The sequence below is a fragment of the Sphaerospermopsis sp. LEGE 08334 genome (genome assembly GCF_015207205.1).
Lineage (GTDB): Bacteria > Cyanobacteriota > Cyanobacteriia > Cyanobacteriales > Nostocaceae > Sphaerospermopsis.
The window spans coordinates 1-23,248 of the sequence record NZ_JADEXH010000025.1; the positions used below are offsets into that span (position 1 = coordinate 1).

The 23,248-nt window shown below is 37.4% G+C and carries 24 protein-coding genes; 12 read left to right on the forward strand and 12 right to left on the reverse strand.

The genetic code is table 11. From position 1 onward, the window contains the following. The coding region (locus tag IQ237_RS14870; RefSeq protein ID WP_194056452.1) for an RNA-guided endonuclease TnpB family protein at nt 1–374 on the forward strand (374 nt) is incomplete at its 5' end. Nucleotides 375–683: 309 nt separating this feature from the next. Beyond that, entirely contained in the window at nt 684–995 is a 312-nt protein-coding gene (locus IQ237_RS14875; RefSeq protein WP_194056454.1) for a HigA family addiction module antitoxin, read from the forward strand. Between the two features lie 24 nt (nt 996–1,019). On the opposite strand, the gene rdgB is transcribed toward IQ237_RS14875, so the two are convergent. From rdgB to purN, 3 genes are all read right to left on the reverse strand, one after another. Further along, complete coding sequence (rdgB, locus tag IQ237_RS14880) at nt 1,020–1,598, reverse strand: RdgB/HAM1 family non-canonical purine NTP pyrophosphatase (protein ID WP_194056456.1); 579 nt, start codon at nt 1,596–1,598, stop codon at nt 1,020–1,022. 117 nt (nt 1,599–1,715) lie between these two features. Further along, entirely contained in the window at nt 1,716–3,167 is a 1,452-nt protein-coding gene (locus IQ237_RS14885) for a phosphoglucomutase/phosphomannomutase family protein (RefSeq protein ID WP_194056458.1), read from the reverse strand. A 277-nt stretch (nt 3,168–3,444) separates the two neighbouring features. Further along, nucleotides 3,445–4,092, reverse strand: a complete 648-nt coding sequence (gene purN, locus IQ237_RS14890) for a phosphoribosylglycinamide formyltransferase (protein WP_194056460.1) — start codon at nt 4,090–4,092, stop codon at nt 3,445–3,447. 46 nt (nt 4,093–4,138) lie between these two features. Between purN and IQ237_RS14895 the strand changes: the two genes are divergently transcribed. Further along, entirely contained in the window at nt 4,139–5,026 is an 888-nt protein-coding gene (locus IQ237_RS14895; RefSeq protein ID WP_194056462.1) for a carbohydrate ABC transporter permease, read from the forward strand. 62 nt (nt 5,027–5,088) lie between these two features. Here IQ237_RS14895 and IQ237_RS14900 read toward each other — a convergent pair whose 3' ends face one another. The 3 genes from IQ237_RS14900 to fraC form a co-directional block, all read right to left on the reverse strand. Beyond that, nucleotides 5,089–5,868 carry an ABC transporter permease gene (locus IQ237_RS14900; protein WP_194056587.1) on the reverse strand — a complete coding sequence of 260 codons (780 nt, stop codon included), beginning with the start codon at nt 5,866–5,868 and terminating at the stop codon, nt 5,089–5,091. 53 nt (nt 5,869–5,921) lie between these two features. Beyond that, nucleotides 5,922–6,932, reverse strand: coding sequence for a septal junction protein FraD (gene fraD / locus IQ237_RS14905; protein ID WP_194056463.1), 1,011 nt, complete (start codon nt 6,930–6,932; stop codon nt 5,922–5,924). A 68-nt stretch (nt 6,933–7,000) separates the two neighbouring features. Continuing rightward, nucleotides 7,001–7,549, reverse strand: a complete 549-nt coding sequence (gene fraC / locus IQ237_RS14910) for a filament integrity protein FraC (RefSeq protein ID WP_194056465.1) — start codon at nt 7,547–7,549, stop codon at nt 7,001–7,003. Between the two features lie 359 nt (nt 7,550–7,908). Between fraC and IQ237_RS14915 the strand changes: the two genes are divergently transcribed. From IQ237_RS14915 to IQ237_RS14940, 6 genes are all read left to right on the forward strand, one after another. Next, the gene (locus IQ237_RS14915) at nt 7,909–9,045 is read left to right on the forward strand and encodes a cob(I)yrinic acid a,c-diamide adenosyltransferase (protein WP_194056467.1); all 1,137 of its coding nucleotides are present in this window, start codon (nt 7,909–7,911) and stop codon (nt 9,043–9,045) included. A gap of 278 nt (nt 9,046–9,323) precedes the next feature. Beyond that, nucleotides 9,324–10,073 carry a thioesterase II family protein gene (locus IQ237_RS14920; RefSeq protein WP_194056469.1) on the forward strand — a complete coding sequence of 250 codons (750 nt, stop codon included), beginning with the start codon at nt 9,324–9,326 and terminating at the stop codon, nt 10,071–10,073. A 525-nt stretch (nt 10,074–10,598) separates the two neighbouring features. After that, the gene (locus IQ237_RS14925) at nt 10,599–11,093 is read left to right on the forward strand and encodes an Hsp20/alpha crystallin family protein (RefSeq protein ID WP_194056471.1); all 495 of its coding nucleotides are present in this window, start codon (nt 10,599–10,601) and stop codon (nt 11,091–11,093) included. 280 nt (nt 11,094–11,373) lie between these two features. After that, on the forward strand, nt 11,374–13,278 hold the full coding sequence (gene dnaK / locus IQ237_RS14930; RefSeq protein ID WP_194056473.1) for a molecular chaperone DnaK: 1,905 nt from the start codon (nt 11,374–11,376) through the stop codon (nt 13,276–13,278). Nucleotides 13,279–13,706: 428 nt separating this feature from the next. Next, complete coding sequence (locus IQ237_RS14935; protein ID WP_194056475.1) at nt 13,707–13,952, forward strand: hypothetical protein; 246 nt, start codon at nt 13,707–13,709, stop codon at nt 13,950–13,952. Between the two features lie 10 nt (nt 13,953–13,962). Beyond that, nucleotides 13,963–14,952 (forward strand): hypothetical protein, encoded by a 990-nt coding sequence (locus IQ237_RS14940; RefSeq protein ID WP_194056477.1) that lies wholly within the window; start codon nt 13,963–13,965, stop codon nt 14,950–14,952. A 102-nt stretch (nt 14,953–15,054) separates the two neighbouring features. On the opposite strand, the gene IQ237_RS14945 is transcribed toward IQ237_RS14940, so the two are convergent. The 3 genes from IQ237_RS14945 to IQ237_RS14955 all read right to left on the reverse strand — a co-directional run bounded on the left by IQ237_RS14945 (nt 15,055) and on the right by IQ237_RS14955 (nt 17,164). Continuing rightward, nucleotides 15,055–16,563, reverse strand: a complete 1,509-nt coding sequence (locus IQ237_RS14945; protein ID WP_194056479.1) for a UbiD family decarboxylase — start codon at nt 16,561–16,563, stop codon at nt 15,055–15,057. 149 nt (nt 16,564–16,712) lie between these two features. Then, a complete protein-coding gene (locus tag IQ237_RS14950) occupies nt 16,713–16,940 on the reverse strand; it encodes a type II toxin-antitoxin system HicA family toxin (protein WP_194056481.1) in 228 nt (75 codons plus the stop codon). Continuing rightward, nucleotides 16,937–17,164: a type II toxin-antitoxin system HicB family antitoxin gene (locus tag IQ237_RS14955; protein ID WP_228020305.1), complete on the reverse strand. Its 228-nt coding sequence runs from the start codon at nt 17,162–17,164 to the stop codon at nt 16,937–16,939. The genes IQ237_RS14950 and IQ237_RS14955 overlap by 4 nt, the downstream gene beginning before the upstream one ends. A 368-nt stretch (nt 17,165–17,532) precedes the next feature. Between IQ237_RS14955 and IQ237_RS14960 the strand changes: the two genes are divergently transcribed. From IQ237_RS14960 to IQ237_RS14970, 3 genes are all read left to right on the forward strand, one after another. Continuing rightward, nucleotides 17,533–20,013: a vWA domain-containing protein gene (locus IQ237_RS14960; RefSeq protein ID WP_194056485.1), complete on the forward strand. Its 2,481-nt coding sequence runs from the start codon at nt 17,533–17,535 to the stop codon at nt 20,011–20,013. Nucleotides 20,014–20,350: 337 nt separating this feature from the next. Continuing rightward, nucleotides 20,351–20,725, forward strand: coding sequence for an NINE protein (locus IQ237_RS14965; RefSeq protein WP_194056589.1), 375 nt, complete (start codon nt 20,351–20,353; stop codon nt 20,723–20,725). Between the two features lie 13 nt (nt 20,726–20,738). Continuing rightward, on the forward strand, nt 20,739–21,269 hold the full coding sequence (locus IQ237_RS14970; RefSeq protein WP_194056487.1) for a ComEA family DNA-binding protein: 531 nt from the start codon (nt 20,739–20,741) through the stop codon (nt 21,267–21,269). A 110-nt stretch (nt 21,270–21,379) separates the two neighbouring features. On the opposite strand, the gene lepB is transcribed toward IQ237_RS14970, so the two are convergent. From lepB to IQ237_RS14985, 3 genes are all read right to left on the reverse strand, one after another. Beyond that, a complete protein-coding gene (lepB, locus tag IQ237_RS14975) occupies nt 21,380–21,955 on the reverse strand; it encodes a signal peptidase I (RefSeq protein WP_194056489.1) in 576 nt (191 codons plus the stop codon). 51 nt (nt 21,956–22,006) lie between these two features. Further along, nucleotides 22,007–22,318, reverse strand: a complete 312-nt coding sequence (locus IQ237_RS14980) for a nucleotide exchange factor GrpE (RefSeq protein ID WP_255512671.1) — start codon at nt 22,316–22,318, stop codon at nt 22,007–22,009. A gap of 161 nt (nt 22,319–22,479) precedes the next feature. Beyond that, nucleotides 22,480–23,076 carry a DUF3611 family protein gene (locus IQ237_RS14985; protein ID WP_194056491.1) on the reverse strand — a complete coding sequence of 199 codons (597 nt, stop codon included), beginning with the start codon at nt 23,074–23,076 and terminating at the stop codon, nt 22,480–22,482. Nucleotides 23,077–23,248: the final 172 nt, after the last annotated feature.

Sequence of the window (23,248 nt, forward strand, 5' to 3'; positions counted from 1 at the left end):
ATGCAAGAATAGCAAACCTGAGAAAAGATACTCTTCATAAACTTACTACTTACTTATGCAAAAACCACGCCAAGATAGTAGTAGAAGATTTAAACGTCTCAGGGATGCTATCAAACCATAAATTAGCTCAAGCAATAGCTGATTGTGGGTTTCATGAGTTTAAGCGTCAGCTAGAATATAAAGCTAAAAAGTTTGGTTGTGAAATTATAATTGCTGATAGATTTTATCCATCAAGCAAAACCTGTTCTCACTGTGGACATAGAAAAGATAGTCTTTCTTTATCTGAAAGAATTTATCACTGCGAGAACTGTGGTTTGCAAATAGATAGGGATCTAAATGCAGCAATCATGTTATCGCGTCTGGCTAAGGCGTGAAAGTCTACAGAGGGATAACCGCTCCCATGCTCCCGTTGAAGTAGAAAGTAAAGTCTAGCTTTGTCTAGGTTTTATATAGCAGTTATTTACAATATGTCTCCATTGATCCCACATTCCGCACTTCAAAATGTCATACGTTAATACTTCAATTATTTTTACAAAAAATGTTTACATAATTCAGTATTTAAACGTATGAACTACAGACCTTTGGCGATCGCCATTCAACAACCATTAACCCCAATTTTTGTAGTTTTTATATATTACAAAATGAAGTGCGTAATGTGGGATTGATCACTGAAGGATAATAATATGGCGCGTCCACCTATTCATCCTGGAGAAATTTTAGCTGATGAACTGCATGAATTAGGAATAAGTGCAAGTGAATTAGCTCGTTTACTTCATGTACCCAAAAATCGCATTACCGAAATAATTAATGGTAAAAGATCAATTACTGCTGATACCGCTTTACGCTTAGGACAATTTTTTGGGATGAGTGCTGAATTTTGGATGAATTTGCAGAAAAATTATGAACTCAGACTAGCTGAACAAAAAATTGGTCAGGAAATTAAAGCAACTATTTCTCTTTGGATTTTAACAGGAAATATGCAAGTTACGGCATAATTTTTTGCTAGTAAAACTTGATGATTAAATTTTAAACTTCACCAACTGCGGAACTAAATTTTTCAAAGCATTACCGCGATGACTAATTGACTTTTTCAATTCTGGTGACATTTCGGCAAAAGTCAACTGCTTTTCTGGGACATAAAAAATCGGATCATAACCAAAACCACCTTCTCCACGAATTTCATAGAGAATTTCACCTTTACAAATACCCTCAGATTGTAAAACTATTTCTCCTTGAGGATTCGCAACTGCTACGGCACAGATAAACTGAGCTTGACGATTTTTAGTATCTCCTAATTCCCGTAATAATCGCCCAATTCTGTCTGCGTCAGTGTTGCCATAACGGGCAGAATATACACCAGGTGCGCCATTGAGTGCATCTACAGCTAAACCGGAATCATCGGCGATCGCCCATTTTCCTGTAGCTTTGGCAATTTCTGAAGCTTTTAAACAAGCATTGGCTTCAAAAGTTTCTCCAGTTTCATCAACATCTAAATCTGCTGGTTTTAAGATTAATTCCCAACCAGAATCAGCTAAATAAGCTTGCATTTCCCGCAATTTACCGGGATTTCCTGTGGCTACTACGAGTGTTTTGGTCATTAGTTATTAGTCATTAGTTATTAGTTATTAGTTATTGGGCATGGGGCATTGGGCATGGGGCATTGGGTTATTAATTAATATTAAACTCTTGCCTTTTGCCTTTTGCCTTTTGCCTTTCTAATTTCCTTCTGCCCAAGTTTTAGCCCAATTTAGGGTTTGATGGACTTGTTCTAAAGTTGGTGCTTCGCAATAAAGGCGTAATACTGGTTCAGTGCCACTAAACCTAATCATTAACCAACTTTGATCAGCGAGACGGAATTTATAACCGTCAATTGTATTACAATCAATGACTTTTTTACCTGCTATTTCTGTTAAAGGTTGGGTTTGTAATTGTTGTAATAATTTTCCTCTCACTTCCATACTCGCTAAGGGTAAATCTATCCGATCATAGGCTGAGGAAAAATTGGTTTTTTGCTGCAATTTTTGATAATATTCCCCTAAATCTAAACCCGATTCTACTACTGCTTCTAATACATACAATGCTGATAATAAAGCATCTCTTTCAGGAATATGACTACCATAACCAATTCCTCCCGATTCTTCACCTCCTAATAATACTTCTGTATCTAACATTCTATCAGCGATGTATTTATAACCAACGGCGGTTTCAAATACAGGTAAATTCAATGATTCGGCAACACGAGGAATTAAATCAGAACCGCTGACAGTTTTAACGATTTCCCCTGTAAAGTTGCGTCTGGTTTTGAGGTGATCTATTAAGATGGGAATTAAGATTTGAGAACTGAGGAAATTAGCATTTTTGTCTACTGCGGCGATGCGATCGCAATCTCCATCAAATACTAACCCTACTGTTAAATATGAGTTATTATTGTTATTAATTTCCCCATGATTTTTGATTTCTGTAAATAATCGGGAAAGATATTTTGGTAAAGGTTCGGGCGCTCCTCCTTCAAATAAAGGATCACGGTTACTATTAATTTCTTTAACTTTTTCGCCTAATAATCTAACCAAACCACTAGCAGCAGCACCGTGCATAACATCAGCAAATAATGTTAATTTACCTGATGATATTGCTTGGCGAATTTCGTGAATATTTACTTTCTTTTCTAATGCTTGACAATAACTAGGCCAGGGATCAAATGTCTCTTCTTTTCCTGGAGTCGTTGCGGTTGGTACTGCTTCTGTTAATAGTGCTTCTATTTCTTTGGTAACTTCTGGAGGCACAGAACCACCAAAAGCACTCTTGACTTTTAAACCTAAATATGCACCAGGATTATGACTAGCGGTGATGACTAACGCGCCTAAAGCATTGAGGTCTTTTGCAGCCCAACTAAAAGCGGGAGTGGGTGCGTAGGTTTCGCTAAACAGGACATCAAAACCCACTGCTTTGACAGCATCAGCGACAGCACGGGCAAAATTTTCTGCCATAAACCGGCGATCGTAACCGACAATGATGGTACGGCTACCGACCGTAGAATAATAGGTATTATATAATACTTTAGCGGCGACTGGGGCAACTATAGCTAGGCGTTCAAAGGTAAATTCATCACCGATAACACCCCGCCAGCCATCAGTACCAAACTTTATGGGGTTAGTTAAAACTGACATGGAGATATCCTAAAATTTTCTAACTGAGGATTGTAGCATTTATACTGGTGATTGGTGATTGGTGATTGGTAATTGGTAATTGGTAATTGGTAATTGGTAATTGGTAAAATATAATTCCCCCTGTCACCTGTCAACTGTCAACTGTCACCTGTCACCTGTCACCTGTCACCTGTCACCTGTCACCTGTCACCTGTCACCTGTCACCTGTCACCTGTCAACTGTCAACTGTCAACTGTCAACTGTCAACTGTCACCTGTCACCTGTCACCAGTCAACTGTCAACTGTCAGCGAGGGAAGCAATGGCCAATGGTAAAATGCGGTGTTCCTGAATTTGGATTCTTGCGTGTAGGGTTTCTGCTGTGTCATCTGGTAATACTGGGACTGCGGCCTGCATGATAATTGGTCCGCTGTCCATTTCTAAACGTAACAGATGTACAGTACAACCAGTTATTTTCACTCCGGTTTCTAATGCTTGTTCTACAGCCCGCACACCTTTGAAACTCGGTAATAAGCTGGGATGAATATTAATAATTTTATCAGGAAAAGCGTCAATTAATTCCTGTGTTACCAAACGCATCCAGCCAGCCATAATCACTAATTCTACATCATGTTGATTAAAAGTTTTGACAATTTCTCTGTCTAAATATTCGCGCTTTTTATAGTCACGATGATTTAATAATACAGCCTTTACTCCGTGATTTGCTGCCCTTTCTGCGGCTTTTGCTGTGGGATTATTGTAAATTAAAACTTGAATTTGGGCGTTGAGTTTCCCTGCTTGGATAGCTTGGGCAACTACTTCAAAATTACTACCGTTTCCTGAAGCCATTACTCCCAGTTTCAAAACGTTGCTAGGTTGTGAATTTTCCAGAGAAATATCAGGAGAAACTAGACTAGGTGTGCCATCAATGGGGTAATATTGACTCATAAACTCTCATAAAATTATGAATATACTGTGAATGTCTAAGATTATCATGAAACCATCCCGTTTTTCTCCTTCGGAACTACTAGATAATGATACTGCTGCGGCTTGGGTTTTTCTCACACCAGCACTGATTTTGTTAGGTTTATTTATAATTTGGCCTATTGCCTATTTGTTTTATCTCAGTTTTACTGCTGGTAGTTTTACTTCATCGGGTATTTATTGGGTAGGTTTGAAAAATTATTGGCGTTTGTTGCTTAACTCTGATTTTTGGCAAGTTCTGTTTAACACTGTTTATTTTACTTTTGGTAGTCTTGTTCCCAGTTTGGTGATTCCTTTGGGACTAGCGGTATTATTAGATCGTTCTTTAGCTTTGCGGGGACTTTTGCGAAGTGCCTATTTTCTCCCTTCTATTATCTCACTGGTTGCGGCTGGTTTAGGTTTTCGTTGGTTGTTTCAAAATACTGGTCCTGTGAATGGATTTTTAGATTTTTTTGGTGTTGCACCCATATCTTGGTTAGGTGATACTTTTTGGGCAATGCCTGTGATAATTTTATTTAGTATTTGGAAACAAATAGGTTTTAATATGGTGGTTTTTTTGGCTGGGTTGCAAGCTATTCCTCTCAGTCTTTATGAAGCAGCAGAATTAGATGGTGCAAATAGTTGGCAGCAATTTTGGCATATTACTTTACCAGGATTAAGACCTACTTTAATTTTTGCGACTGTCACCACGGGAATTTTTACATTACGAAGTTTTGAACCTGTTTATGTGATTACAGGGGGTGGTCCTTTAAATTCTACTAATTTGTTAGTTTATTACACTTATCAAGAAGCTTTTGGTCAATTTGATTTTGGTTACGCCGCCGCAGTTGCTACTGTGTTATTAGTGGTGACTTTGGTGTTAGTTTATTTGCAGTTACAAACATGGGGAGAAAATTGATAATTGATAATTGATAATTGATGATTATCAATTACTACCCAATCACCAATCACCAATCACCTTTAAAACTCTTTTTTCAAGAAGATGAAAATAGCGATCGCTAACAACATGAAACTGTAAAGTAAGCCATAACCAGCATTACTTAATAGTGTCATGGTGTCAGGTATTGCTTGTAGTCCATAAACAGCATCATTTTTTAAATCTAAGCGAGATAAATCTGGAAGTATGAGATATAAACCTTGGGTGATTCTTTCTACCGCAGGGTTTTCACTGAGGCGACCTAATGCGACTAAATCTTTGGTAATATAGCCCATTAAATAGACGGCAAATGTTAAAGCTGTGGCTATTAAGGAACTGGTAAAAACTCCTAATGTGACAGCCACAGCAGTAATTAAAGTTAATTGTAAAAATAAGAAAAGTACGGCTAAAAGAATGCTGGGTAGGGGATATGACATTTTACCAAGTTGCAAAAACACCAAATAAATAAATGTCATGGATGCTATAAGTAAACCCAACACACCTGATAAACCTAAGTATTTACTGGTGATAAATTCACTACGGCTGATAGGTTTAGCAATTAACATGAAAATAGTCCGTTTTTCAATTTCTTTGTTGACAAGTCCTGTGCCAATAAAGACTGCAACAATTAAACCGATGACATTCATTACTGCTAAACCCACATCTAAAAAGATTTTGTCTTGGGTTGTAGCTGCAAATTCAAAAATTGCCCGGTTAGCAACAGCAAGGATAATTGCATAAAAACCGATAATGTAGAGGATGCGATCGCGTATCACTTCCTGAAATACGTTTTTTGCCATTACAAATGTTCTGACTGCGTTCATATTTTTTGGTAATGGGTAATTGGTAATGGTTAATTGGTAATTGGTAAATAAATCTACTGTTGTGGTGGTGGTGAACCAAGGAAAAATCTGCTGTTGCGTTCGCATTTAATTGCTGCTACCGCATTTTTATTTTCTGGAATTTTAACAGTTGATACTGGCTGAATTTGACAAGATTTTTGCAGATAAAATCCCCTACCATTAGCAGTTGGTCCTTGCCAAATACTGAGGATATCTAATCTATAACCAGATTTGATATTGACTACACGTGGTTCTATTTTCCATAGTCCTTTTTCTTCGTATTCGCTGAGGTTTTGGTTAATCATTCTTTTACCCAAATTTCCTACTTGTTGGTTAGCTTCTAGTAACCATCTTTCTACTTCTGACCAAGATCGGTTAGATATTTCATCTTGTATTAATGGTTGAATTTTATTTAAAATCATATTACCGTTTTCTGGTCTTTTCGCTTTTGGTTCTAGTTTAATTACAAAGGTGCTGCGTTGAAAATTATCTGCGGATAAACTGGGATATTCTTTTAACCATTTATCTATGACAAAGTAAAATTGAATCCAGCAACTTATCAACATCGACCAAGCAAGTAAAATAATGATTTTTTGGCGTGATTCTAATTTGGGAAGGGCAGCTTTTGTTGATGTACCTGTTCCTGAGAAAAATTCTGGGATTGCTGTAATTATAGCTGCAATTGTTGGCCAAAGAACTATGGTTCTAGGTGTAACTACATTTTCTTGATGTCCAAAAGCAAATACACTGACTAAAAACCCAGTTAATAATGCACCTACTGGCATAAAAGTTCCAGGAACTCTTGCAGGATCATCGGTGGTATACCAAGCTGTACCTGCAATTAAAAATCCCCAACCTGTTAAGGCAATGATATCTTTGATTGGTCCTGTGGCAAAATATGAATTTCCCCACGCGAAAAGGCTTAAATATATAAATGTATGCCAGGAAAAAGCTTTGGGAGGCATGATCAGTTTTTGAATGCCCAAAAATAAATCTTGAACAAATTTAAATAGCTGTATTACTTCTTTAAACAATGATGAATTCATATTTGCACCTATTTTTAGCTATTTTTATCTATTTTTATCTGGCTGATGTTTTCACTTGGGTTCTCAATTTAATTCCTAATAACAAAACCACGAATGACTAAAATTAATGAAATAGCGGTGTAACTCAAGGAATTGGCGATTAAAGTAGTAGTAATTAAGCTGGTATTTTGTAATTTAAGTCTTTCGTTAATGAGGATTTTTTGGCTCTGAGATGTGTCTGTGCTTTCTTGTTTTTTACCACCTTCATATAAGGTAATAATCAAGAGTTTTAACAATGCAAACTTGACCAAAAATGTACCAAAGAAAACCAGAAAGCCCATGAGAATTAGAGAATTCTGTATGCTGGCGCTTTTAAAGGTATTAAAAAATATATAACTAATCAATTCTGACTTGATACCTACAGCTAATATTGGTTCGACCATAAAAAATACATTCCAGCCAATGACACTGGAAAAAACGTTCATAGCTATGGCGTAAAAAATGCTGGTTTTTTTGTCAAATTTGAGTGATCTATTGAGAATATACCCTTCTAGGGGAATGGCAATTAATAAAAATAAAGTTTCAAACAAAATTGCCCCAAGGGGTAAAATTCTCGGTAATGTTAATTCGTCTGACATAAAGCATCAATAAATGATAAAGTTTGAGATTTGAGATTGAACCCAGGCAGGAAAGGATGGTAATTGAGGATTTTAGATACAGTGTATTGCAGGATGCAGGAGGTATAACATTGAATCAATTTCTTGATGTACCATGAAAGTATAACTGAGATTATACGGATGATGGGGTAAATTATCTCATTTTTCTGATCATTTTTTCTCTAATTGTTCCAGCGACTGGAAGTCGTGGCTATACAGACAAAAACCACCTACGTGGGTTTTAGGTTTTGACTACTGACTGCTGACTGTTGGTGAATTAGTCCAGAGGTTCGGTAAGATCAGAAACAGCCACGTTACAGCTTTTCTACAGTTTTCCAAAAATGACAAGAAATGGCATCGGTATTCGCACAGCGCAAGTACGTTCTGAACGCCTCACGGGTCAAATTCATGTTTATGATGGTGTGGGTAAAGGTAAGTCTCAAGCGGCTTTAGGGGTGGTTCTGCGCTCTATCGGACTGGGTATTAATGCTGAGAGTAATTTTCATCGTGTGTTACTGTTAAGGTTTTTGAAGGGTCCAGAACGTGATTATGATGAGGATGGAGCGATCGCCGCTTTGCAGCGTGGTTTTCCCCATTTAATTGATCAGGTTCGCACTGGTAGAGCGGAATATTTCGGACATGATAAAATTACCCCTTTTGATCGCGCAGAAGCAGCACGGGGTTGGGATGTGGCCAAGGGTGCGATCGCCTCTGGTTTATATTCTGTTGTGGTTTTAGATGAAATTAACCCGGTTTTAGATTTGGGTTTGCTTCCTGTGGATGAGGTGGTAAACACTTTAAAATCTAAACCCCAGGAATTAGAAATTATTACCACAGGTCGGGCAGCACCGCAACAATTATTAGATATTGCCGATCTGCATTCGGAAATGAAACCCCAACACCATCCCACAGCAAAAGCATTATTAATTGAAGGTATAGAAATTTATACTGGTGCGGGTAAAGGTAAATCTACGAGTGCCTTGGGTAAAGCTTTACAGGCAATAGGTAGAGGGATTAATCATCCTGGTTCTACTCGTGTATTAATTATGCAGTGGTTAAAAGGTGGCAGTGGATATACTGAAGATGCAGCGATCGCCGCTTTGCAGCAGTCTTATCCTGAAGTAGTGGATCATTTACGCTGTGGAAGGGATGCGATCGTGTGGCGTAATTCTCGCCAAGAATTAGATTATGTAGAAGCGGAAAGAGGCTGGGAAATTGCCAAAACAGCGATCGCTTCTGGTGTGTATAAAACTATCATCCTCGATGAACTTAATCCCACTGTTGATTTAGAATTACTCCCTGTTGAACCAATTGTACAGGCTTTGCTGCGTAAACCAAAAGACACAGAAGTAATTATTACTGGGCGTTGTCAAAATCAACCTGCATACTTTGATTTAGCCAGTATTCATTCTGAAGTTTATTGTCATAAACATTACGCTAATCAAGGTGTGGAATTGAAGCGGGGGGTTGATTTTTAAGAGGTTTTATTCATGTAGGGATAATTCATGAATTACCCCTGCATGAAATTATACAGCAGATTTCATTTATAAGAGTTACAAATCATAATAATGAAACTCTTGTGGTGCGGGCATACTTCAACATAGTTCGACTGCGCTCACTAACCGTTCAGTACGAGTCTTGCCCGCTAAATATGTACCTCATATTTTCGGAAACTAAAAACCTCTTGTCTCTTGCATGAGTGCCTCTTGCCTTGTCATAACGACAATTTTTAACGCCTACTTACTTAGACCCTATTATGAACACCAAAACCACCTTTAACGCCTGGCTAACTTGCCCCAAACCCAACCCCCAAGCAAAAATGCGCCTATTCTGCTTACCCTACGCAGGAGGTAGCGCAATGGTATTTCGCACCTGGCCTAGTCATTTACCCCCAAGCATTGAAGTCTGTCCTATAGAAATTCCTGGTAGGGGAAAACAAATGAAATTTCCTCCCTACACAAAAATGCAGCCTTTAGTTGAAGAAATAGCGAAAAATCTCATCCCATTTTTAGATAAACCCTTTGCTATTTTTGGTCATAGTATGGGTGGACTCGTTGGTTTTGAATTAGCTCGTTTACTGCGTTCAGATTATAATTTAACACCATTGCATTTATTTATATCTGCTCGCAATGCTCCCCAAGTTACACCCACAAAAAGAAAAATTTATAACTTACCAGATGATGAATTTTGGCAAGCAATTTGCAACTTTAATGGTACTCCTGATGGTGTCATAGAAAATGAAGAACTGATCCAAATTTTTCTGCCTATTCTCCGGGCTGATTTTACAGTTTTAGAAACTTATGTTTACACCCATCAACCACCTTTTGATTTTCCCATTAGTGTTTTTGGTGGGTTACAAGATACCACATTTACTGATTATGAATTAGAAGCATGGCAAGAACAGACGACAGCAGCTTTTTCTTTATATAAGTTTCCTGGTGATCACTTTTTTATTCGTGAACATGAAAAAGTTTTACTACAATATATATCTCATAAGTTAGAATGAATATATTTTTTTTACTTAATAACTCTACCTAAGAGGGATTTTTATTTTCTGTTTTTTTGATAAAAAATTGACTGCTGCATAGCCTTCAATCATGAACAATTGACAACGAACAATTGACAACTACCTCCCCCTTAAAAGAAGAAGATTGAAAAAGCGGCATTTTTAGCTTTTTCCCTGGAGATAGGAGGTTTTAAAGCTGGAATTAAACAATTAATTATCAATTATCAATTGTCCATTGATAACTGAGGGTAATATTGAGATATTTACAACTAACATAAGGTGTATTTTTTAGAGAGATTTTGTAACAAATTGTGAAACATAAGAGCAGGTACGGCTATTGCGATTTTTATAGCTATAAAACCGAACCTACTAAATTTAAATCTTGGTGTTATGGTTTATTTAGGAAGCAAAAGATCAAGCTTCACGCAATAAAAGATTTAAAAAATATACGAGTATAGTTTACCATCTGTGAAGCTGAAAATTAAGCCTCCGCAAGCCAAATACAGCATTGTATAGGAGATAGTTATGGCATTAGTTCGTTGGGACCCTATCCGCGATCTTGAACGTTTAGAACCTTTCCGCGAACTTGAACGTTGGGACCCTTTCCGCGAAATTGATACTTTACAAAGGCGGATGAATCGTTTGTTTGAAAGAATGATACCAGGTGATGGAGGTGAAAGAGGAGGGTTAACTTTTATCCCTGCTGCTGAACTCGAAGAAACTGATGATGCTTATAAATTGAAACTAGAACTACCTGGTTTAGAAGCTAAAGATGTGAATGTTGAAGTCACTCCTGAAGCTGTTTCTATTACTGGTGAAAGGAAGTCTGAAACAACAACTGAAAGAGAAGGTTACACTCGTTCCGAATTTCGTTATGGTAAATTCCAACGGGTAATTCCATTGCCTTCGACAGTAAAACATGAAGAAGTTAACGCAGAATATAAAGATGGTATTTTGCGGTTGAACTTGCCGAAAGCAGAACCAGAAAAACAAAAAGCTTTCAAAGTTAATCTCGGTTAATTTTTAAGCTATTAGCTATCAGCAGTCAGCTATAGCATTTCCATTTGAGATATGAACACCTGTGGCACAGGTTTCTAGCCTGTGACGGGCAAGATGCCCATCCCACATTCAGTTTACATTTCATTTTCTCGTTCCCATACTCTGTATGGGAATGAATTATTGAAGGTTCTGCCTTTAGTGATAGCAGAGTCAGAGACTCTGTAATAGCATTCCCAGTCTGAGACTGGGAACGAGAGAATAGCACTTCTGAAAAACTTCTACTCAAGTCCAGGGGGAAGATATGGCAAAGGTAGTAGGAATTGATTTAGGAACTACTAATTCTTGTGTTGCTGTGATGGAAGGTGGGCAACCTTTAGTAATAGCTAATTCTGAAGGACAACGCATCACTCCTTCTGTGGTAGCTTACACTAAAACTGGTGAACGTTTGGTAGGTCAAATTGCTAGACGACAAGCGGTAATGAACCCAGAAAATACTTTTTATTCTGTGAAAAGGTTCATTGGGCGCAAACATGAAGAAATTACCCATGAAGCAACGGAAGTTTCCTATAAAACTTTACGTGATAGTAATGGTAATGTAAAACTCAGTTGTCCCGCAGTTAATAAACAATTTGCACCAGAAGAAATTTCCGCCCAAGTTCTGAGAAAGTTAGTTGATGATGCTAGTAAATATTTAGGAGAAAAAGTTACTCAAGCAGTAATTACTGTTCCTGCTTATTTTAATGATTCCCAAAGACAAGCTACTAAAGATGCAGGTAAAATTGCTGGTTTAGAAGTTCTCCGCATTATCAATGAACCAACAGCAGCAGCATTAGCTTATGGTTTGGATAAAAAACAAAATGAAACTATTTTAGTATTTGACCTTGGTGGCGGTACTTTTGATGTTTCTATTTTGGAAGTTGGTGATGGTGTGTTTGAAGTTAAATCTACCAGTGGGGATACTCATTTAGGTGGTGATGACTTTGATAAAAAGATTGTTGATTGGTTAGCACATGAATTTCAAACTAATGAAGGTATTGATTTAAGGAAAGATAAACAGGCATTACAAAGATTAACGGAAGCGTCAGAAAAGGCAAAGATTGAACTTTCTAGCGCCACTCAAACTAATATCAATTTGCCCTTTATTACTGCTACCCAAGCAGGTCCAAAACATTTGGATATGACATTAACAAGGGCTAAGTTTGAGGAGATGACGGCGGATCTTTTAGATCGTTGTCGTAAACCAGTCCAACAAGCACTGCAAGACGCAAAACTGACAAATGCCCAACTTGATGAAATTGTTTTAGTTGGTGGTTCTACTCGTATTCCTGCTGTGCAAGAATTAGTGAGAAGAATGACAGGTAAAGATCCCTGTCAAGGTGTGAATCCTGATGAAGTTGTAGCGGTAGGTGCTGCTATTCAAGCGGGTGTTTTATCAGGTGAAGTTAAAGATATTTTACTGCTTGATGTCACTCCTTTATCTTTAGGTGTGGAAACTCTGGGCGGTGTGATGACTAAAATCATTGGCCGTAATACAACTATTCCTGTGAAGAAATCAGAGATTTTTTCTACTGCGGCTGATGGTCAAAGTAATGTAGAAATTCATGTTTTACAAGGTGAAAGAGAGTTAGCAAAAGATAATAAAAGTTTGGGTACTTTTCGTTTAGATGGTATTCCTCCAGCGCCCAGAGGTGTACCGCAAATTGAAGTGACTTTTGACATTGATGCTAATGGTATTCTTTCCGTGACTGCTAAGGATAAAGCCACTAATAAACAGCAGTCAATTTCTATTACTGGTGCTTCTACTCTTGATAAACGAGATGTAGAAAAAATGGTGCGGGATGCGGAAGCTCATGCACAGGAAGATAGAAAAAGACGGGAACAAATTGATACTAAGAATTTAGCTGATTCTTTAGTTTATCAAGCAGAAAAAGAACTCAGAGACTTGGGTGATAAAGTCAGTGCTGCTGATATAAGTCGAGTTGATGAGTTAGTCAAAGATTTGCGGGAAGCTATCAATCAAGATAATTTTGATCGGATTAAGTCTCTTAGCAGTGAATTACAGCAAACCTTGATGCAAATTGGTAGTGCGGTTTATGCCCAAGCGGGAAGACCGGATGTAAGTCCAGATGGAAGTAGTCGAGAACCTCAACCGCACACAAATCGGGGTGAAGATGTGATTGATGCTGATTTTGTGGAGTCCCAATAATAGGATATCAAGGAGTCAGGAGATCAAGGATATCCCTGACCACAAGTCAGGGATCTATTTCTCAAACAAAATAAATAATAAATCATAAATTACAACATATCAACAACTTGATCGGGCAATTTACTCCATAAGGAGGATGGTTTGACTATCAAATTTATGCAAAGTTATCCAGATGATCAGTAGATAGAGATGAACAAGTAGAAAGACTTAAATTAAATATCAAATGTCATCTTCAGGAAAGGGGAAATTAGCGGCAAAATCTCAGAAGTGGAGATGGCTTTGCTGTTTATTCTTAACCATACAAATGTTTATCCTATTTGACTTTATTTTAAGGATTTGAAGAAAACTTGCAGTAAAACACACACTGAAATTGTTTTGTTTGCTTGAATAGCTATATTAAGATTACAGAACTGGGCAATTCTTAAATTATGGCTACCAAGATCATTGATGTGAGAGAATATACTGTTAGAGCGCATAAAAGACAGATTCACACTCGTGTTTTTCATTTTGTTTGTAAAGAATGTAATCAAGCGACAAAACGGGAAACCTTTGGACCTAGACCTTTATATTGTGAAAGTTGCCGTCCTCCTCAACCTCCGAAAAAATCTGTTCATGATGCGAGAAAACTCAAGCCTCATGCGATGAATTACAAAAGTGACATTGAATTAGAATAATTGAAGTAATATGAACACCCAAGAACAATTACAACCTCCTTCAGAGGTATTTATTAGACCATTGTTGAAATTACGAGACTATTATGCTGGTCTTGCACAAGAGTACCAACGGCTATTTATTGAAGCGCGATCGCAATTGGATCATGTGGAAGCTTTGTTGTCTCCTTGGTCCTATACTGATGAACATGAAGTTTCAGAATTAGAATCTGGTGATCAACAAGGTTCTCGTTTGTTTTTGGCATCAGATCATCAGTCTGATTTAGACTTGTTGGAGTCTGTAGAGTCAGAACCTTCTCACTCTCAAGAATGGAAAACAAATGGTGCAAGTGCTGCGGCTACAAAAACAGCAGTTTCTCATCCGAGAAATACTTCTTTGGATAGTTATGAACATTTTACGAAGGGGGCGGAAATTCCCATGCTTCCTGAATATAAATCCTTGAGTCGGATGGAAGCTTTAAGGATTTTATTGCATGAATATGCTGGGACTGTTTGCCATATAGATTTTATTGTGCGATCGCTCTATGGTGAGTTAGAATCTACTATCTTTAAAATCGTCAAAGGTAGGGTTCAATCTTCTCTGACTCAAGGTAGAGAAAGGGGTTATTGGTCGGCTATTCCTAACGAACCTGGTTGTTATACTCTGGCTTTAAGTTTGTTAGATCCTAATCATCAAAATGGCTCATCTACTCGTAGTAAAAGTAGAAGAAAAAAGCCTGTGGCTGTAACACACTCTAATGATATTCCCATGCTCAAACAGTATGAGGGTCAATTTTTAATTGATGCTTTGACATCTTTTTTAGGTGAACATCGGGGACGAGTTTTTGGTGTGAATGAAGTCATTAATGGTATCTATGGCGAACTTGATGATCGGGAAATCAGAGAGGTGAAAAATAAGGTTCTCAATGAATTATCTAGAGGTCATCGCACAGGTAGATTTTCTAGAGTTCCTAACCAAATTGGTTTCTATACTTGGGATGCAAGGATGATATCCAGAAGATAGGAAGATGGGGAGGTGGGGAGATAGGGAGATGGGGAGAAAAATTTGCTTTCTGCCTTCTATCTCCTGCCTATTCCCTATTCTCTATTCACTGTCACCTGTCACCTATCTCATATCGTAACCAAATAAATTAGGATCAACTTCTCCTAACTTTAAATCTGCTAAACCATATTCTGCCCAACGTCTTTCTACCATTGCAGCAATATCAGGATCAGATTCTAAAGGTGCGCCCCATTCGTGTTCTGTTTCTGGGGGTATTTTGGTGGTTGCATCTATGCCCATTCTCCCCCCTAAACCGAGTTTTTCACTAGCAAAGTCTAAGGTGTCAAAGGGGGTATTTGGTAATATAAATACATCCCTGGTTGGGTCAACTTTGGAACTAATTGCCCAGACAACTTGACGCGGATCACGAATGTTGATATCTTTATCAACAACTATCACAAATTTTGTATAGGTGAATTGGGGTAAGGCACTCCAAAAAGCTAAAGCTGCTCGTCTTGCTTGTCCGGGGTATGCTTTATCAATAGAAATAATTGCTGCTTTGTAACTTAATGCTTCCATTGGCAGGAAGAAGTCAACTATTTCTGATACTTGTTGCCGTAAAATTGGGGTATAGATGCGGTTAAGGGCGATCGCCATCATTGCTTCTTCTTTGGGTGGACGACCGCTAAAGGTGGTAAGATAAATCGGGTCTTTGCGGTGAGTCATGCACTGAAACCGCACCAAAGGCGAATCTTCCACACCGCCATAATATCCCATGTGATCGCCAAAAGGACCATCAGGTAAAACTTCCCCTGGGGTGATAGTTCCTTCTAAAACAAATTCTGAATCTGCGGGTACTTCTAAATCTACTGTTTTACATTTGGCTAATTGTACTCCAGAACCGCCATAAAGTCCCGCAAATAACCATTCTGATAAATCTACGGGAATGGGTGTGGCTGCTGCCATAATGATTAAAGGATCGACTCCAAGGGCGATCGCCACTTCTAATTTTTTACCACGTTCTGCCGCTTTACGTAAATGTCTCGCACCACCCCGCACTGATAACCAGTGTACGGTCATGGTATTTTTAGATTGCAGTTGTAGACGATACACACCCACATTTGGCGTACCTGTTTCACAATCCTTGGTAATTACCAATCCCAGTGTAATTATCTTTCCGGCATCTCCCGGATAAGGACGTATTAAAGGCAACTTATTTAAGTCTAAATCATCACCTTCCACAACCACCTGTTGACAAGCGGGGAAAAAATCCCTTCCCGGTTTCGCTTTGACAACATCAAACAGCACCTTACCAAAGTCTATCGCTTGAGAAATCTTTTTCGGGGGTTTGGGTTGCTGAAGCATACTTAACTTCTTACCCAAAGTTTCCAACTCCTCTGGTTTTTCCATGTTCATTGCCCAGCATATCCTTTCTACCGTCCCCATTAAATTGACAGCAACGGGGAAAGATGCACCTTTGACATTTTCAAAGATTAAACCTGGACCACCTTGTTGTAGCATCCGGTTGGAAATTTCCGCAATTTCTAGCTCAGAGTCTACTAAAGCCGAAATTCGCTTTAATTGTCCTCTTTCTTCCAGAATTTTAATAAATCCCCGTAAATCTCGCGCCATATCCCTAACAGTTAAGAAGTGTAAAGTCTTCTTGATCTTAACTTGATCTTTGGGTAGTATTTTTGTACTTCACAAATTAAGATTTTCAGAATTAAACGCAGATAAACGCAGATAAACGCAGATGATAATTTAATAGAGTAAATAAAGTATCAGTCTAACAGTTCGATTAGTTCATCTTTTGTTAAATCTGCATCTCGCATTATTTTTAATAATAGACCTTTACCAATGGTTTTACCACTATGACAAGGAATAGAAACAACTCGATCATCTTGATGTTTCATTCTCACATGACTACCTTTTTGTCGTACTATATAAAAACCTATTTTTTGTAATGCGGCAATTAATTCTTCTCCTGTAATTGCTGGTAATTTAGTCATGATAAAACTACTTTTTGTACTCCTATAAATTCTGTTATTGATTCTTCTTCTAATTCCTCTAAACACATTTCAATTACTTCTTTAATATTAGTGATTAATTCATCAATGGTTTCTCCTTGACTATAACAGGCTTTCAGTTGAGGAACTTCACCAATATACATACCATCTTCATCTCTTTCAATTACTACATAAAATTCTTTGTTTTTCATGGTTTTGGTTGTCATTGCTATAGTTTTATCGCAGGTTAATTATGTTAGATTTTTATTATAACACAAAGGAAAGATCCCCGACTTCTTAATTTAATCTTTGGTAAATAATGTTAATTTATCAAAGAAGTTGGGGATCTAAATGCAGTTTTAGCATCATTACATTTGAGATATTTAGTAAAATATTTCTCACTCTGCTGACAAGCAAAAATTAAGAAATATAAAGATTTTTACCCTGACCTTGACATTTTTATAGTATTTGTGTACTATATAAATCAGTATAGATTTTATAACATATTACAACATCATCCCAATCAGGTATAAATTAATTTATCCTGTGATTTATCCTGGACAATATTCCTTGTAAAATTACCATCGGCAAAATTATGACAAGTCAAAAAACCAAGTTTGCTGTTTATAATCTCGCAGGTAAGGAAAAAGCTTTCTATTTAACTGAAAAGGTAAAACTGGAAATTAAGCCAGATACTACTCCTAAAAAAATGATCGCTCATAGTATCATAATCATTGATCGTTCTGGTTCAATGTATTATGATATTGAGGCTTTAAAAGAAACTTTAATCAAGCTTTTGACGCTGGATGAATACAGCAACTCAGAATTAGTTGTCACGTTGATTTCCTATTCTTCCAAAGGTGATTTAACTTGTCATTTTCAGCGTGTACCTATTCAAGAGGTAATGCAGCCAGATTCCGATTACATTGCTGATATTAAAGCTATTCGCGCTACTTATTTAACTTGTATTTCTCAATCTTTGAAATTAGCTAATGAATTGATTCGTCCTGATGAATTAACTGCAATTACTTTACACAGTGACGGCTATGCTAATGATAGCAGTTTTAATTCTGAATCTAAGGCAATAGAGGAAATTTGTAATGATTTGAAAAACAAGGAAGTTTTTGTTAACACTATTGCTTATTCTTCCTCTTCTGATTTTAAATTCCTCGCTAAAATCGCTAATTCTGTTTCTGGTGTTTGTATCCAAGCTGGGAATATTAAGGAAGTTTATGATGCTCTTTATAATACTGGAAATGTGTTAAAAGAAGCGACAGGAATAGTCATAGAAGAAACCTTAGCTAGTGACTACAGTTATCAAGTTTTCTTTTCTCCCACAGCTAATAAAATTAATGGCACAAATCAAACTTTAAAAGTTTTTGGTTTGAAACCAGAAGATGAATCTTACATCTATAAATATAAGCAAATTACCAAAACAGCTTATGAACAATTAACAGATGTTCCGGTGGCACAAAATGATCCATCTGTTTATATTTTTGCCAAAGCTAATTTAGCAGATGGAAATTTGAATACTGCGAAATATGCACTTGCTAGTACCTTTAATGCAACCTTAACCGCAAGACACGCAAAAGCTTTAACTAATGAAGATATTGCTGATTTTACCAAAGATTTAGAAATTGCCATCTTTTATCCTCATGTTTTAGCTGAACATGAAATTTTAGATCATGTCAAAGTTAATGATAAAATCTCAGTTTTGGCATTGATTGATATTTTATCAAAACATCGCCAACATATCATTATTAACCTCAAACATCTGAAAGAAACTTATCAAAGAAAGGGTATCAAGCGGGTTAATGGTACAAGGGGAGAAAATGGGGAATTAATCAAACCTTGGTTAGAAATAGAATATATTGAACCAGGTGATTATGTACAGATGGGTAGTTTTGATATTAACCGCAATACCGCGACTATTAATATGCTGCTTACCCAAAAAGTCAAGCTGGTAAAAGCGGAAGATAAAACCCCTATTACTGAAGTTGCAGGTGTGTTATTAAATGATTTAACGACTTTTAATAATTATACCATTGTCAGTGATGGAGAAATCAATGTTAAGGCTTTAAAAATGAAAATTAGCAGTAAAAAAACCTTTGATGACTTACAAGCAGTGGGGGTTATTGATGGGGAAGAATTTGATTTTCAAAAAGAATATACTTTGCAATTAGCAGATTTACCTTTGGTGAGTTTTGAAGGTAATTATAGCAGCGTGGAAGGTTTGTTTACTCAACTGGCAGAAATTAAAGCTTTAACGAGTATTTTATCTGCTCATTTACGGGAAGAATCAGATGTATTTATTCCTGCACAAATTGAAGAATTGAAGAAACATTATCTTTCTAAAAATCTGTATCTGAATTTTCCCACCACTAACGAATATACAGATTTGAAAGTTGCTTTGTCTGATGGTACTGTAGATTCAAGAGTGAGTTATAAAATTGATATTGGCAGTTTAGAAATTGTGAATTTTAATAAATTGTCTTCTGCTAATCAATTTCTTGATAAAAGATATGAAGTTTTCGATTCGGAAACTGGGGAAATTTTCAAAAAACCGACTTTTGAATTAGCTTTTCAGGAAAATATTGCTTTTCGTAGTAAAGCTGTTTCTTCTAGGAGCAAATTTACAAAAGCAGATGATTTAATGAAAGCGGTTTTTGATGATTTTTTGGGAATAGAAACAACGGGTAAATTTGCAGAAATTTTAAACTTGGTTGGTGCTGGAATTTTGGCTTTATTACTACAAGCAAAACACGCAGGTACACCTGTGGATAAACAGGAAATTATCGACGCGATGACAACAGCAAAACAGAAGTTAGAAGCTTATACAGAAAATGTTTATCGAGAGAAAATTTCACCTTTAGTATTTTATATTGGTGCGACGGGTTTGTTACCTGATGAAATGAATGCTCCAGCGATGACTGCGGATGAAATTAGTAGTAAATATCCTGATTTGCAGTTTTCTAAATCTGAACAGGAAGGGACATTTTTCGTAGTTGGTGATACTGTAATTAGTGTGTATGCAGAAAATGAATATTACAGTAAAAAACCTGTGGGTGTGAGTTAGGTAATTTCGGGAGCAATGCGATTTTGTGGGATGACTCCAACGGGAGAGCGATCGCTAATTAGGGGTTGCTGAATAAATCTGAAAAAAATCAAGGGATTGAGGATGATTAAAATTAAAATTGTGCAAGGTTTTAGGTCCTATGAGCCTAAAAAAGCTTGCACTTTGTGAGTGTTGGCACAATTTCCAAATCAAAAAAACTCCTTGTTCGCGCAGCGTGGCGTAACCATACTCCTGGCCCCTCACAGATAACTTGATCAATTGATTCCAGGAATTTAGTAATTTACTATTATAGATGTCTGTTTTTTATAATTTTAGTAGTTGGAGCTTGAGAAGGATGATATTAACGAAACGGAAGAGTAGAAGCATTGCTGCTATTTTAGCCTTTTCTGGCACACTAACAATTTCAGGTTTACATAAATTTTACTTGGGACAGCCATTATGGGGAATTTTGTATGTATTGTTATCTTGGACACCAATTCCCAAAGTAGCTAGTGCTATAGAAGGGGTTTGGTATTTGGCGCAAGATGAAGAAGCTTTTGACCGAAACTTTAATTTTGGGAAGTCCGCAGTGAAGGCTTCACCACAGGTCAGTAATCAAGTAGAATCGGTAGCTAATGCCTTACGTGAGTTAGATGCTTTGCGTCAAGATGGCTTGATTTCTGAGTATGAATTTGAGCAAAAGCGCCGTCAGATGTTAGACCAGATTTCTTGATGTAATTAATACCATGATAAACTGGCTACCTTTAAATCTCAAATTGCAAAAACTCCGAGCTAAACTGCTGAATGATCCCTATTATCGTCTACAATCTGGGGCAGAAATTCAGATGGCCGCACAACTAGGGATGCGTATTGATGCTAATCAAGCGACTGTAGATGATTGGCTACGTTTGCCAGGGTTATCTATTCATCAAGGGCGATCGCTCGTAGAACTATCACGTTCAGGTGTTAAATTTTATTGTATTGAAGATATAGCAGCGGCTTTGAGTGTTCCTGTACAAAGGCTAGAACCACTGAAACCACTGTTAAATTTTAGCTACTATGATGATGAATCTCTCGCTAATACTACGCAAGTAAATCCCAATACCGCAACGGTAGAGAGTCTGGCGAAAATTCCATTGATAGATTTGTCTCTAGCTGAAACAGTGGTGCAAAATCGCCTCACTGCTGGTTATTACCGTAATTTGGCTGATTTTCAGCAACGGTTAGGACTGTCAGGTGAGGCGATCGCTCAATTAATGTATTATCTGCGGTTTTAGGCAGGAGGCAGGAGAATTTTAGATTTTAGATTTTAGATTTTAGATTGGATTCATGAAATACAATCCAAAATCCAAAATCCAAAATCCAAAATAGAATCCCCAGTCCCCAATCACAAAATTAAGCCGATGCGGTCTAAAGGCCAGAAGCGAAAGGTAGCACGGCCAATGAGATTTTGCTGAGGTAAAAAGCCCCAGTATCGGGAGTCATTACTATCGTTGCGGTTGTCTCCCATCACGAAAAATTCATCTTCTGGGATTTTTACGGTTGGAAATGGCTGATTTGGTGGTTCGGCAATGTAATCTTCTTGTAAAGGCTGACCGTTGAGGTAAACTTTACCATTCGCTACACTAATTACCTCTCCTGGCCTACCAATAATACGCTTAATAAAGGCTTGGTTTTTGTCATATCCACGACGTTGTAATTCTGGTGGTGTTTGAAAAACGACAATATCGCCGGTTTCGGGAGGATGAAAACGGTAAGATACTTTTTCCACTACTAAGCGATCGCCTATGTGTAAGGTGGGGTACATTGATTCTGATGGTATTAATCGGGGTTCGGCGATAAATGTCCTGATCAATAATGCTAAAGTTAGTGCGATCGCTATTAAAGTCAGGTTTTCTTGCCAACCACGCCATGTTTTTGCAGATGTGGATGTTTCTTTAATATTACTTTCCTGCGGCTTCATAGTATTTTGATGATTGTGACTCCTGTATTCTGACTCCTGACTCCTAAATTCTCAAGTTTCATCAATATTACCATCTAAATTATCATCTAAGGTTGATTTTGCTTTAGCAGTAATTACTTCTGTAGGACGGAGAATTTTCTCACCCCAACGAAAACCACGACGGACTATTTTAGTAATTGTTTGGTCTGGGACATCAGTTCTTTCTTCCTGATCTACTACACGACATAGGTTAAAATCTGGTTCTTGACTTTCTAATTCTATAGGTACAAGTTGACGTTTTCCTAATACGCTGAGAAATTTACGATTAACTGCGGAAACTTTGTTAGCCCAGGTTTTCACTTGGGGATGATGATGATTAGTCAAGGACTGACAAAGAGCTTTAAACCAATTGAAAATTTGAAAATCAAACTTACTAAAAATCAAACTTACACATTAAAAACATTATTTTCTCATACTGCCGTTGTTGAAACAACTGATATTCCTAACTAGCAGCTTGGGTTAATATGCAAGTTAAATTCCTAAAATTAATGCTGATGGACTTTTTCCAACAACCACAGAGAAGCCACAGTACCAACAAAATGAGCGAAAATACCATTAATATTAGCCACTGCCACAAAAACATCCATAGCCCGAATAATTCTGAAAGGATCAGTAATAGCCACTCCTGGGGGTTGGGATACAGATTTAGCTACCAGCACACCTACCGTTGCACCTGCACCTAAAATACTAATTAAAATCCCCACCAAACCCGCCATTATTCCCAGTCGAATAGCTCTGATAGTATCAGCCTTGCTAGGATGTAGAGTAGCATTAGGATTGAGCAACCGTTTACCAAGGCGTGTATAATTATAATTCCAATAAACACTAAACAACAGTGCTAAAATCCCGCAAAATCCCCAAAATATGCCAATTCCTAGACCAGCATTTGGTTGCTGTGCAAAATCACGACCAGTAGAAGCAAATAACAATGCTAACCCGGAAACGATCGCCAATCCCAATTGCAGCCATAAAGTCATCCAACCTGTGAGACGAATAGTTTTGCCAATATCTATTAACTTAGGTGCAAGGGATGACTGCTGGTGGTGATGCGATCGCACCTCAGATTCATGTTCCGTGTGCATAATAATTACTGCTACTTATTTGTGGTTACTTGTGGTTAGTTGGCATATTTCCCATTCATTAAATTTAGTTCCATTGACTAACCCTATATCCCCACCTCAAGACATAATTATTATCCTGACTCCTAGAACTCCTGACTCCTAGAACTCCTGACTCCTTGATTAAATCTACTAA